The organism is Dorea sp. 210702-DFI.3.17, from assembly GCF_020560825.1.
GTDB classification, from domain to species: Bacteria; Bacillota; Clostridia; order Lachnospirales; family Lachnospiraceae; genus Dorea; species Dorea formicigenerans.
In genome coordinates this window covers 74,162-86,564 of sequence record NZ_JAJCNB010000008.1, presented here as the reverse complement: position 1 = coordinate 86,564, position 12,403 = coordinate 74,162, and the positions used below count along the sequence as shown (strand labels likewise).

The following is a 12,403-nucleotide window of genomic DNA, read 5'->3' as shown; positions in this document are numbered from 1 at the left end:
ATCTTCAGGGTTGTTGTCTATTATTTAATTATCAAGGTTCTTTTTCTTTGTTGTCGTCTCAGCGACAGCTTATTTATATTATCACATTCACAATCGCTTGTCAACAACTTTTTTATTTTTCTTTTTCGCTGTCCGCTTCGATCATCTCTGTCGTTCGAAACAGCTTATCTAGAATATCATTTCTATCGACATTTGTCAACAGGAAATTTCATTTATTTTTTTGCGTTCCCATGAGCTCTTAAGCACTTTCCAGTCTTGTCTCACGCGACAGCTTGTATAATATATCATGCCCGTCCAGAATTGTCAATATTGTTTTTATTATTTATTTTATTTACACAATTTACACAATTTTAGTTATCACATTTCGCTTTACTTGTTCATATTTGCAGTTTGAATTACATTCCCCCCAAATTAATACCCAAAATTGCAATTAAAGTATCTTATTTTGTGAGAAGAGTTTCCATTAAACGCAGTTTGACACGTAGCATTTTGCTAAAATACTACGTGCCAGCCTTAAACTTATTGTTGTCCTACGATCTTTCCAAACTTCAATGGACTCATCTCATCATCTTCATAATCAAATACATATCTTTCGTATGCATTGATAATATGTGTGCTCTTATATTTATCACATCTTTTATGCTGCCTTCCGTAAGTCATATGTACATGTCCATGTACGAAGAACTTCGGACTGTACTTCTCTATCAGCTCTATAAATACTTGAAATCCCTGATGTGGCAGATCTCTTCCGTCATTGATCTGATATGCCGGAGCATGTGTGACCAGAATGTCAAAACCACGGTGTTTTAGCAATTGAAACCATAGTTTCTTCACTCTTTTCCTCATTCCACGTTCTGTAAACTGATATTTTCCACCACTATAACGCATGGAACCACCAAGTCCTAAAATTCGCAAGCCTTCAAATTCATAAATCGTATCATCAATGCAAATACAACCTTCTGGTGGGATACGATCATATTTTTCATCATGGTTTCCATGCACATACAGTACCGGAGCAGCTGCAAATGTTGTAAGAAAAGACAGATAATTTGGATTCAAATCACCACAGGATATAATTAAGTCCACACCTTCCAGTTTGCTTTTGTCAAAGAAATCCCAAAGGTATTTCGACTCTTCGTCTGCAATTACCATTATTCGCATTGTTCTTTATCCCTTCCTCGTCTCAATCCCCTGTTGTGTAAGAACCGGTTTGGCCTGCTCCTGTAATTCTTCAATCTTTGGTATTCTTCCTATAATATTCTCTGCCAGCCAGTCCATCTCGATCACTTCTTCCGGAGACAGCTTTTCACCTTTCTTTTCCTTAAGTATATGTCCCTGTGCATACATCTGATCTGTAAATGTATGAAATTGTCCCGTTTTATAATTATGCTTTAATACATTGACCAGTCGGACTGTACCCGCCGGAAGTTTTTTTGAACAAATAACATCTACTACCCCTGTCGGCATTCCCCACCAGTAATTAATTGCTTTTTCTACATCGTTATCTTGTTCCCAGTTTCCTGCCATAATTGTACGGATCAGTTCTTCATAGAATTTTCCCCAGTGGCACAGTGGCATTGCAAGATTCTTCTGCTCACCTCCGCCACTTTCGCGATGATATACTCCATAAAAATGATTATTATCATCTGGTACGATAATATCTTTTCCCGAAATACAATTCGGGTCTATCTCGTCAATTCTTTTCTCAATATCCTGCTCTTTCAGCGTAGACCACTCTAAATACACCTTCGCTCTTGGATTTGTCATCTGCGCTCCAAGCGCAAATGCATTAATCTGTGCAATTGTTCCCAAAATCGGATAATCCGCAATATATACAATCTTATCGTTTTCAGCCATTTCCCCTGCAATTGCTCCCATCAGGAACTTCGCCTCATGCATACGAGTATAATAAGTCCGGATGTAGCGGTGCGTCGTATTCAAAGAACAGTTTAAGATTCTTACTTCCGGATGCGTAATTGCCGCTCTTAAACTTTCCTGCGCAAATATCGGAGTTGTCGTAAATATAATATTGCAACCCGCATGAATAGCTTCCTCCAGGGCTGATGCTATATTTTTTTCTGTTATATTTTCATAACTTACAGTCGTGACTTCATTTGGAAATGTCTGCTCAAGATGCCTGCGTCCCAGTTCATGACTATATGTCCACGCAGAAGAATGTGGTGTCTTCGCATAGATAAATCCTACTTTCAAATGAGATGGTTCTTTATTGCCACCGAGAGGAAGCCATTTTTCAAACAGAGATGGCTTATCTTCTGTCGGAGTCATTTTCAATTCTACTTTTTCCTCATCATTATACTGAAGCAGAACAAATTCTTCCCATGCTTTCTTCACAAGTTCGTTAATTTCTTCTACTGACATTTCTTCTACTCGTTTATAACTGTATAGATGTAAAAATGAAAGAAATGCCTCTGCTGATGAAACTTCCAGTTCTTGTCCACCATGTGCATGAAATGCCGCTGTAAATCTTGCATACACAGAACTGAAAATCAGTCTGTCATCATCTGTCCAGTACTCATCCGGATGTTTTCCCATCTCTTTTATGAGCTGTGCATACTGTCCTTCTTCTGAAAATGTAATATAATTTACTTTAGACACTCTGTAAAAATTCACAAATTCATAATAAATTTTTACGTTTTTATCATTCGTTTTCTTCGGAAGAATACGCGTTACCGTTCCCGGGATTGAAATTGCACCAAAAAATTTCATGACACTGACACGCTTATTTCCCTCTTCTACATAGAATTTATTCATATACTCCCACGCCTTGATTGGCTCATGAATTCCTTCCTTTTCATGAGAAGTGCTGAGTTTTGCCCATTTGATTGCAAACTCCGTATTACTCTCCAATATCGGCATAAAATTACTTGCAAATGCACTGCTTCTACCACTATATCTTGTTCCAACTATCTGATCGATCGGAATCTGAACAAGTCCCAGTGATTCTGTTGATAATGCCTCATCTGGTAATATTTCGTCCAAAGATTCCAAAGTCGGCTTCCGCCCTGCAAGAAGCCGGCTCTCATATTCTTTTTTCCCATAACGAAATGCTTTATTATAGTCTTTTAACGCCATCTTTTACCCTCCTGTTCATATCTCTTTCAGCCGTCACACAAGATTCATAGCCTGGTTTACATTTTCTACTCCTAGTATCTCTATTCCTTCCATCTTTCCAATCGTCTTCATGGAAACTGCAGGGACAATACATCTTTTAAATCCCAGTTTTTTTGCTTCTGATACTCTCTGTTCCGGCATGGTCACGGCCCGCACCTCTCCACTTAATCCTACTTCGCCAAACACGATAGTATCCTCATCAATTGGGCGATTTTTATAGCTTGATGCAATCGCCATCACAATTCCTAAGTCTGCTGCCGGCTCATTCAGCCGGATTCCTCCTGCAATATTCACATATGCATCATACGCGGAAAGCGGCATTCCCATACGTTTTTCCAGAACTGCCATCAGAAGATTGACTCGGTTATAATCAAGCCCTGCTGCCGTACGTCTCGGCATTCCAAAGTTCGTCTTACATACAAGTGCCTGAATCTCCATGAGCATCGGTCTTGTCCCTTCCATTGCACATGCCACAACAGAACCCGATGCATTTTCCGGTTTTCCTGATAACATATACTCGGACGGATTCTCTACCTCCACCAAGCCGCCTTTTTGCATCTCAAACACGCCGATCTCATTCGTAGATCCAAAACGATTCTTCACCCCACGCAGAATCCGGTAAGATGCATGTCTGTCTCCTTCAAAATATAACACTGTATCCACCATATGTTCCAATACGCGTGGGCCTGCAACTGTGCCTTCTTTTGTCACATGTCCTACAATAAATATTGAAATATTAAGTCCTTTTGCAAGTTGCATAAATACATTGGTCGATTCACGCACCTGAGACACGCTTCCCGGTGCCGACGCGACCTCTTCGTTATACATCGTCTGGATTGAGTCGATCACGACCATATCTGGATGCTGTTCTTCTATCACATGACGTATAATTCCAAGATTCGTTTCGCACAACAGAAACAAACTCTCAGAAAATGTTCCCATCCGATTCGCACGCAGTTTAATCTGCTTTAACGATTCTTCCCCGGAAATATATAATATCTTACGGTTTTGTCCTGATAACTTCTGACATACCTGCAGGAGAAGTGTTGATTTACCGATTCCCGGATCCCCTCCCACCAGCACAAGCGATCCAGGCACGATTCCACCACCAAGCACTCGGTCAAGTTCCAGAATCCCTGTCCGCATCCGCTCATCGTCATCAGTCGTAATACTGGAAAGTGTCACTACCTTCGCATCTTTCGCATCCCTTACCTGCTGCACTGCAGCCGTACTTCCTCTTGTTACTGAAACTTTCTCTTCTACAAATGTATTCCATTCCTTGCACATCGGACACTGTCCAAGCCATTTGCTTTCTTCATGTCCACAGTTCTGACAGAAAAATATACTTTTTTTACCTTTTGCCATGTACGATTCCCTTACATCTTTTTTATACTTCTATTTATAAATCCACTCTTAAACCTTGATTTATCATTTCTTTTTTATTTCCATTTTACCAGAAAGGGGAAGCTACGCCTCTGCGAGCTCCCCCGATGTTCTGCGTATTTACTTCTTGATAATCTTAATCTCAATCTCTTTATTCGGATCAAGTTCTGCGCTCACGCTCAGTTTTCCGCTTAAATTCGTTGTCATATCGCCGACATTCACATCGTCCATATACACAACATATTCGCTGTCTGCTTCCAGCTCCAGTGTAATCTGCGCATCCTCAGTACCGGATACTTTAAAAGAGACCTCTCTCTCAGAAGCTTTAAAATCTTCTACTGCTGTTCCCGGAACGGATTCGTATACGAACATACCATTCTTTTCCAACTTTGTAATCTCAGAGAATGTCTTTACCTTATACACATCTCCCTGGAATTCAAATCCGTCCAGTTTTGTCTTGCTGCTCAGAGTATAGTCTCCAAAACCAAGTGCTCCGTCTGCTTCAGCTCTTAATAGCTCTTTCACTGCTGCCATTAGCTCTTTCCTCCTAAGGTTCATTTGTATTAATTATTATATATCAATTTATTTTTATTTGGTAGTCTTGACCTCAAATTTTATTTCTTTTTTCGATACGCCAGCAACGACTTCCTGACCACGCTTAATCTCACCTGCGAGAATTGCCTCGGCCAGACTGTCTTCCAGTTCACTTTGTACTGCACGTCTTAACGGTCTTGCTCCATATTTCTTATCGGTTCCTTTTTCCATAATCAGCTTTTTCACAGAATCACGTACCGTCAAATGAATATCCAGCTGTTCTTTTGCACGCTTGACCACCTCCTGGCACATCATTCCCGTAATCTTTTTAAGTTCCGGTTCACCTAGCGGATGGAATACAAGAATCTCGTCAATTCGATTCAGGAATTCCGGACGGAAGACAAGCTTGATCTCATTCATAACATTCATCTTCATACGCTTGTAATCTTCCTCTTGATTCTCCTTATTGCCAAATCCTAGCCTTTTGGGATCAATGATCGCCTGTGCACCTGCATTTGATGTCATAATAATGACCGTATTCCGGAAATCGACTTTTCTGCCCTGAGAATCTGTAATATGTCCATCATCTAATACCTGCAGTAAAATGTTAAATACATCCGGATGTGCTTTTTCAATCTCATCAAAAAGAATCACTGAATACGGATGTCTTCGCACCTGTTCGCTTAACTGTCCACCTTCCTCGTGACCAACATATCCCGGAGGAGAACCAATCATCTTTGCCACACTGTGCTGTTCCATATATTCGGACATATCAACACGAATCATGGCATTCTCATCATGGAATAATGCTTCTGATAATGCCTTTGACAATTCCGTCTTACCGACTCCGGTCGGTCCAAGGAATAAAAATGAGCCAATCGGGCGCTTTGGATCTTTTAGCCCCACACGCCCTCTTCGTACAGCTTTCGCCACAGACGTAACAGCTTCTTCCTGTCCAACCACTCTCTTGTGAAGCGTCTGCTCTAACTTTTGCAAGCGCACACCTTCAGATTCCTGTAGCTTCTGCACCGGAATCTTCGTCCAGTCAGATACGACCGCTGCCACTTCCTCTTCTGTTACAAGTGGTTTTCTGCCCGCCTGCTTTTTCTGAAAACGCTTCTTCGTCTGCATAATCTTTTTCTGAGCATCTTCTTTCTCTGCCCGGATCCTGGAAGCCTCCACAAGATCACCTGCAAGAATTGCCTCTTCCATCTTTGCTTCGTAATTACCAAGAACCTTTTCCAGTTCATAGATATGCTCCGGTGTCTTGAATCCACTAAGACTCACTTTCGCACATGCTTCATCAATCACATCAATTGCTTTGTCCGGAAGGAAACGGTCACTGATATAACGGGCAGATAATGAAACTGCCGCCTGAAGCGCATCGTCTGTAATCTGTACATGATGATGCGTCTCATAACGTTCCCGCAGTCCTTTTAATATTTCTTCACACTGCTTCTCATCTGGTTCTTCCACTGTAATTGGCTGGAATCTTCGTTCCAGTGCCGCATCTTTTTCAATGTATTTTCGATATTCCGCAATCGTTGTTGCTCCGATCAATTGAAGTTCTCCTCTTGCAAGAGACGGTTTCAGAATATTAGATGCGTCCATTGCGCCTTCCGCACCGCCTGCGCCGATGATTGTATGCACTTCATCCAGGAATAAAATAACATTTCCCGCCGACTTTACTTCCTGCAAAAGTCTCTTCATACGTTCTTCAAATTCACCACGGTATTTTGTACCTGCGATCATACTTGCAAGATCTAACGTATAGACCCGCTTGTCACGCATTCCTTCCGGTACAATGCCACTTGCGATCTGTGCGGCAAGTCCTTCTACCACTGCTGTCTTACCGACTCCCGGCTCTCCCACCAGACACGGATTATTCTTCGTTCTTCTGCCAAGTACCTGCATCAGACGGTGAATCTCTGCTTTTCTTCCAATGACCGGATCAAGCTTTCCTTCTTCTGCCTGCATAGTCAGATCTGTACCATACTGGTCTAAAATCCCATCTTTTCTTTGATATGCCTCTTGAAGCTCCTCTTGATATTCCTTGATATCCACGCCGAGAACTTCCAGCGTATCCTGCACGATTTTCTGTATATTTACATTGAGTGTCAGAAGTATTCTGGTTGCAACACTGTCCGGTTCCCGAAGGATTGCAAGGAGCATATGCTCTGTTCCAATTGCCTCTGATTGAAAACGAATTGCCTCTTCCTTGCTTTCCTCCAGAGTATATTCAAGTCTCGGACTTCTCTTTGGCTTTTCCTGAAAAGTCACTTCTCCGACCGGTGAGATCAGTTCATCTACAATCTTATATAAATTTGCTTCTTCTACACCATTCGCTGACAATATCTGTCCCGCCACACCTGTACATACCCGCATAAATGCAAGCAGCAGGTGTTCTGTTCCTACATATGGATGATCCAGTTCTCTGGCAATCTTTTCCGCTTTTTTCAGCACTTCTTTTGCTGGTTCTGTATAATTCATGCTGTCTGTTATTCCTTTCCACCGTATTCATCAAATAATTCATCCACCATCTCGTGAACTTCTTCTCTACTGACATTCTTAAGACTTCCCTTAGCCAGCGCGATTCTTAGCGCACGCTTTACTTCTGCATAAGCTTTTGCCTTATCTGCATCAATTGCAATCACAGCGCCACGTCTGCGGTCAAGCTGGATAAATCCTTCCTGCTTCAATATGGAATATGCTTTATTAACTGTATGCATATTGATACCTACCGTATCCGCAAGCTGACGGACAGATGGAAGTGATTCTCCTTCTTGGATTGTCGCAGTCGCAATTCCCATAATAATCTGATTCTGTAATTGCACATACAGTGCCTCATCACTGTTAAAATCGATCTCTATCAGCATCGTATCACCCTCATTATCTCTTTTGTTCCACCCTCACGGATGATTTCATAAACAGATTAAGCTTTCTGTTATACATCTAATATAACATACAAAAAAGGAGCTTACAACAAAAATGTAAAACTCCTTTAATCCAGACTTTCCTAGTTCTTCTTGCCTTTCTTTACAGCTCCAAGTGCCGCACCGATTGCTCCTGCATAACGGCTCTGCGGATCTGTCTTAACTTCCATGCCAAGTTCCTTTGTCAGCGCTTCACTGATATAGCTGCACTCGCAGAGACCACCAGTCAGGCAAAGCATCGGACGGTCTTCACTCATACGATTTGCCTGGGCAGCAACCTTTCGTACGATAGAATCAACCACTGCAAATGCGATATTTTCCTTCTTTTCTCCCTGACCAATGAGACTTATGACCTCGGACTCTGCAAATACCGTACACATAGAACTGATCGTTACACCTGAGCCTTCTCTTGCAAGCTCACACATCTCATTTGGACGCATGGACAATGTATTTGCCATAATTTCCAGGAATCTTCCTGTTCCGGCAGAACATTTATCATTCATCATGAAATCTTTTACAAATCCCTGTTCTACACAGATAATCTTTGTATCCTGTCCACCGATATCAATGATTGTCATATCTTTATTATCAAAAATCCAGACAGCCCCCATAGCGTGACAGGTAATTTCTGTAATCATCTTATCTGCATATGGCACAGACACACGGCCATATCCAGTAGCAACACATACATTTTCTTCAGGATCCGCATCATTTTCCACAAGCTTCTTACGAATCTCTTCTGCCGTATCCACACTGCTCCATCCTGTCGGCTGCACAAACTCAAGAACAATTTCTTTGTTCTCGTTCATAACAACAGTCTTGGCACAAGTAGATCCAATGTCAATTCCTATAAACTTCATATCTTATCTTTCCCTCTCATGAATTTACACAACATAAATTTCAAAATTCATTTTAAAATAGTCTGTAACCGGCAATCTTACAACATTTCAATAAATGCTGCAATTCTTGTATTGAGCTGTCCGACATCTGCCTGAGAATAATCTGTCTCCACGTTAATGTATGGAATTCCTTTTTCCTCATTTACAAACTTGCGGATTGCACGAGTCTCAACGTTATATGTATGACAGGCCTGAAGTGTCATCTCAAGAACTCCGTCAACCTGATACTCGTCAATCAGACGTCCCATAAGATCAAAACGGTTCGGATTTGGTGTCATAACTGAACAACCGATTGCCAGATATCTCTCTGCAATTGCCTGGTAAATATCCTCAGCATTCTCATCAACAAGACGGTCGATAGATTTAGCTCCAGTACAGTTTTCATAAGTTACGACAACACCACCATTATCCTCAACAGCACGGATCACTTTCTCAGTTGCTCCTCCGATTGGGCATCCTGTGATCAGAATTCTTGGTTTCTTCTCCAGCATCTTTCCAGATGCATACTCTGCCTCAATCTTGTCAACAAGGGCATTCACTTCTCCGGCAATCTCAGAACGATTTAATTTAAATGTACTTCCGTACAGAACCTTGAACAGATCATGTCCACTGATTGGAGCCGGATCATGCTGCATAACTTCATAAAGACGCTTCAGTGCTTTTCTTGCTTCATTCTCAATTTTAACAGCTTTTCTTACATCTTCATCTGTAATTATAACTTCGAATTTTTTCTCAAGATACTCTTTAAAACGGATAATCTCTTTTTTCCAAAGTTTCAGCGCTTCCGGTCCCTGAGTATTTGGCAGTTCCATTACAAACACATCTTTGAATTCGCTCATATACTCATACATTTTTTTCTTTCCGTCACATGTTGTCTCCCCAACAACTACATCTGAGAAATAGAAGAATGGGCATTTATCTGTCTTTGCAAATCCGTAACTGGATTTGATCAATGGACATAAGTTCTTTGGAAGGTCTTTTTCTGCTTCCGGGATTGTCTCATCAGATGTGGAACACAGGCTGACCGTTGAAGCTCCCATAGCCATAGCAATCTCTTTTGGGAAATATGTACAATAAGCTCCTACTACTGGTGTTCCCTTGTCTTTCAGTTCTTTCATCATAAGAAATGATTTCTGTCTCTGCTCAGCAAATTCTTCAAAAACCTCTGGCAAATCTTTAATAATCTCCATATTCTTTCACCTCATCAAATTTATTCGTATCTATAAACGGACACAATTAACCATTCTGTTAAAATTTTAGACTTTTATAGCATAATATGCAAATTGTTTATTTCTATAAATATACATATTATATAGATGTGCTCTATATTTATTATTTCTCGCTACTTTTATTGTTCTTCATTCGCTCTATTTCCAGGGAAACCTATGTTTATATGTTCCCACAAAATCTCCTGCAACATCTCCTGCAACATTTTGTTGCATCTATTGCCCTCACTCTTTATCTGTGCTACACTACATCTACATCAAATTTCGGGCACGATATTTTCATTATGTTTCAACGCCCATGAAAATCCCCAGCCAGGATTTCATTTCTGAATTTCATTGCTTTTTCAGCAAAGAATTCACTCAGATTTTTGATGATGTTACTCATTCATCGCAACTTTAAGTGCCCCTGCACTTGCACAAGTTGCATGCACACCGGGCAAATGTTACGGTACTTCTGAATTTTTGACAAATCCCTTTTGTATAGAATTTATTTTCATTCAATTTCTATATTGTCTTTTTATACTTACAATGTTAAAATATATTCAGAAAGTTTTTAGTTTACATTTGCTCAGAGAGGAGCGCTATGGAAACTACCAACAAGACAACTGAACATGGGGTACACAATTCAAAGATTCATGACAATGCAGCCAAGATTGTATTCGGAGACTCGACACTCTGTGCCCAATTTCTAAAAGGATACACGGACATTCCTTTTTTCATGAACATAAAGCCAGAGGATATTGAAGACGTTTCTTCACATTTTATTCCTTTATTTCAGGAATCCCGTGATTCTGACATTGTGAAGAAGATTCAGCTTGAAAACACAGAGCTTTATCTGATTGCACTTATTGAACACCAATCAGAAGCAGATGCTGACATGTCTTTTAGATTGCTCAGATACATGGTTTATGTCTGGACTGATTACGCTGCCACACAGGAAAAGTTACATCCTGGAATTACGAAATCCAAAGATTTTTTATATCCGCCAATCCTGCCAATTATTTATTATGAAGGCACGGGACAATGGACTTCTGCATTACATTTTAAAGACCGGGTATTCATGAGTGATATCTTTAAAGAATTCATTCCAGATTATAAATATCTGGTCGTTCCTTTGAATAAGTATTCCCAAGAAGATTTAATTGAAAAAGGTGATGAACTCTCAGCTATTTTCATCCTTAACAAACTCAAGAGTTCCTCTGATTTCAAACATTTAAAAGAGATTCCAGAAGACTACTGGAACCAATTGACACAGAATACACCACCACACATTTTAAAGCTTATTGGCGCTGTATTTTCAGCATTTCTTCATACAATCAATGTCCCTGCTGAAGAAATCAATGACCTTACAGACCATATTACAAGGAGGCAGTTTAATATGATGTTTGATTCTTTTGAAGCATATGATGTACAGGAGACAAGGCGCGTCAGTCGAGAAGAAGGCGAGCAGCTCTACTTAATCAAACAAGTTATTAAAAGGATAATCAAAAACTTTTCTGTTTCTCAGATAGCTACTGATTTGCTGGAACCGCTTGATACTATTCAGCCAATCTATGACCTTGCCATGAACCAGGCACCTGATTATGATGCCGAGAAAATTTTAAAATTATTACACACAGGAAAAATATAATTTACTATCCATAGCAAAAGAGGATGCAGCACTCATTTTTTTGAATGCTACATCCTCTTTTAACCTCTTAAATTTCCTATATTTTAGTATTTCTTCGTCTATTCCTGGAATGTCTTCAATGCATCGATGGTTCTTTGAATCAGCTCGTCCAAAGTCCAGCCCAGCATATCTGCTCCTCTTTCTATGACTTCTCTTGAGCATCCAGCCGCAAAATTCTTGCTTTTATATTTCTTTTTTACCGACTTTAGCGTCAGATCCTGCACGCTTTTCGATGGACGCATAAGCACCACCGCTCCAATAAGCCCTGTCAGTTCATCTACTGCATACAACACCTTCTCCATCTCATGCTCTGGTTGAATATTAACCGTAATTGCATATCCATGACTTGCCGTCGCATGAATAACACGTTCGTCGACTCCTCTCTCTCTCATAATTTCCTGAGATTTGATACAATGCTCTTCTGGATATTTTTCAAAATCCAGATCATGTAAAAGACCTACAATTCCCCAGAATTCTTCCTCTTCTCCATATCCTAGTTCTTTTGCAAAATAGCGCATCGTATTCTCTACTGTCTGTGCATGCTGCAAGTGAAATTCGTCTTGATTATATTCTGTTAATAGTTCCCAGGCTTCCGCTCTCGTCATATCAGGCATCTCCAATCTTTCA

General features: G+C 40.4%; 10 protein-coding genes. 1 reads left to right on the top strand and 9 read right to left on the bottom strand.

The window, feature by feature from the left end; translation table 11 throughout:
* Window positions 1-519: 519 nt before the first annotated feature.
* The 8 genes from LI149_RS06695 to LI149_RS06660 form a co-directional block, all read right to left on the bottom strand.
* Complete coding sequence (locus LI149_RS06695; RefSeq protein ID WP_117495294.1) at window positions 520-1,161, bottom strand: metallophosphoesterase; 642 nt, start codon at window positions 1,159-1,161, stop codon at window positions 520-522.
* A 6-nt stretch (window positions 1,162-1,167) separates the two neighbouring features.
* A complete protein-coding gene (locus LI149_RS06690; protein ID WP_227143109.1) occupies window positions 1,168-3,093 on the bottom strand; it encodes a BMP family ABC transporter substrate-binding protein in 1,926 nt (641 codons plus the stop codon).
* A 33-nt stretch (window positions 3,094-3,126) separates the two neighbouring features.
* Window positions 3,127-4,497: a DNA repair protein RadA gene (radA, locus tag LI149_RS06685; RefSeq protein WP_173786236.1), complete on the bottom strand. Its 1,371-nt coding sequence runs from the start codon at window positions 4,495-4,497 to the stop codon at window positions 3,127-3,129.
* Between the two features lie 138 nt (window positions 4,498-4,635).
* The gene (locus tag LI149_RS06680) at window positions 4,636-5,049 is read right to left on the bottom strand and encodes a hypothetical protein (RefSeq protein ID WP_005340894.1); all 414 of its coding nucleotides are present in this window, start codon (window positions 5,047-5,049) and stop codon (window positions 4,636-4,638) included.
* A gap of 54 nt (window positions 5,050-5,103) precedes the next feature.
* Window positions 5,104-7,539: an ATP-dependent Clp protease ATP-binding subunit gene (locus tag LI149_RS06675; protein ID WP_173786235.1), complete on the bottom strand. Its 2,436-nt coding sequence runs from the start codon at window positions 7,537-7,539 to the stop codon at window positions 5,104-5,106.
* A gap of 8 nt (window positions 7,540-7,547) precedes the next feature.
* Complete coding sequence (locus tag LI149_RS06670) at window positions 7,548-7,925, bottom strand: GntR family transcriptional regulator (protein ID WP_005330719.1); 378 nt, start codon at window positions 7,923-7,925, stop codon at window positions 7,548-7,550.
* A 140-nt stretch (window positions 7,926-8,065) separates the two neighbouring features.
* Window positions 8,066-8,842, bottom strand: a complete 777-nt coding sequence (locus tag LI149_RS06665) for an acyl-CoA dehydratase activase (protein WP_173786234.1) — start codon at window positions 8,840-8,842, stop codon at window positions 8,066-8,068.
* Window positions 8,843-8,919: 77 nt separating this feature from the next.
* Window positions 8,920-10,071, bottom strand: a complete 1,152-nt coding sequence (locus tag LI149_RS06660; RefSeq protein ID WP_173786233.1) for a double-cubane-cluster-containing anaerobic reductase — start codon at window positions 10,069-10,071, stop codon at window positions 8,920-8,922.
* A gap of 619 nt (window positions 10,072-10,690) precedes the next feature.
* On the opposite strand from LI149_RS06660, the gene LI149_RS06655 reads away from it, so the two are divergent.
* Window positions 10,691-11,737 (top strand): Rpn family recombination-promoting nuclease/putative transposase, encoded by a 1,047-nt coding sequence (locus LI149_RS06655; protein WP_173786232.1) that lies wholly within the window; start codon window positions 10,691-10,693, stop codon window positions 11,735-11,737.
* 98 nt (window positions 11,738-11,835) lie between these two features.
* Here LI149_RS06655 and LI149_RS06650 read toward each other — a convergent pair whose 3' ends face one another.
* Window positions 11,836-12,381 (bottom strand): hydrolase, encoded by a 546-nt coding sequence (locus tag LI149_RS06650; RefSeq protein WP_227968882.1) that lies wholly within the window; start codon window positions 12,379-12,381, stop codon window positions 11,836-11,838.
* Window positions 12,382-12,403: the final 22 nt, after the last annotated feature.

What these genes read in the sequence shown, in the direction of transcription:
- LI149_RS06695 (WP_117495294.1), bottom strand. Translation starts at nt 1,161, where the DNA reads ATGCGAATAATGGTAATTGCAGACGAAGAGTCGAAATACCTTTGGGAT.
- LI149_RS06690 (WP_227143109.1), bottom strand. Translation starts at nt 3,093, where the DNA reads ATGGCGTTAAAAGACTATAATAAAGCATTTCGTTATGGGAAAAAAGAA.
- radA (WP_173786236.1), bottom strand. Translation starts at nt 4,497, where the DNA reads ATGGCAAAAGGTAAAAAAAGTATATTTTTCTGTCAGAACTGTGGACAT.
- LI149_RS06680 (WP_005340894.1), bottom strand. Translation starts at nt 5,049, where the DNA reads ATGGCAGCAGTGAAAGAGCTATTAAGAGCTGAAGCAGACGGAGCACTT.
- LI149_RS06675 (WP_173786235.1), bottom strand. Translation starts at nt 7,539, where the DNA reads ATGAATTATACAGAACCAGCAAAAGAAGTGCTGAAAAAAGCGGAAAAG.
- LI149_RS06670 (WP_005330719.1), bottom strand. Translation starts at nt 7,925, where the DNA reads ATGCTGATAGAGATCGATTTTAACAGTGATGAGGCACTGTATGTGCAA.
- LI149_RS06665 (WP_173786234.1), bottom strand. Translation starts at nt 8,842, where the DNA reads ATGAAGTTTATAGGAATTGACATTGGATCTACTTGTGCCAAGACTGTT.
- LI149_RS06660 (WP_173786233.1), bottom strand. Translation starts at nt 10,071, where the DNA reads ATGGAGATTATTAAAGATTTGCCAGAGGTTTTTGAAGAATTTGCTGAG.
- LI149_RS06655 (WP_173786232.1), top strand. Translation starts at nt 10,691, where the DNA reads ATGGAAACTACCAACAAGACAACTGAACATGGGGTACACAATTCAAAG.
- LI149_RS06650 (WP_227968882.1), bottom strand. Translation starts at nt 12,381, where the DNA reads ATGACGAGAGCGGAAGCCTGGGAACTATTAACAGAATATAATCAAGAC.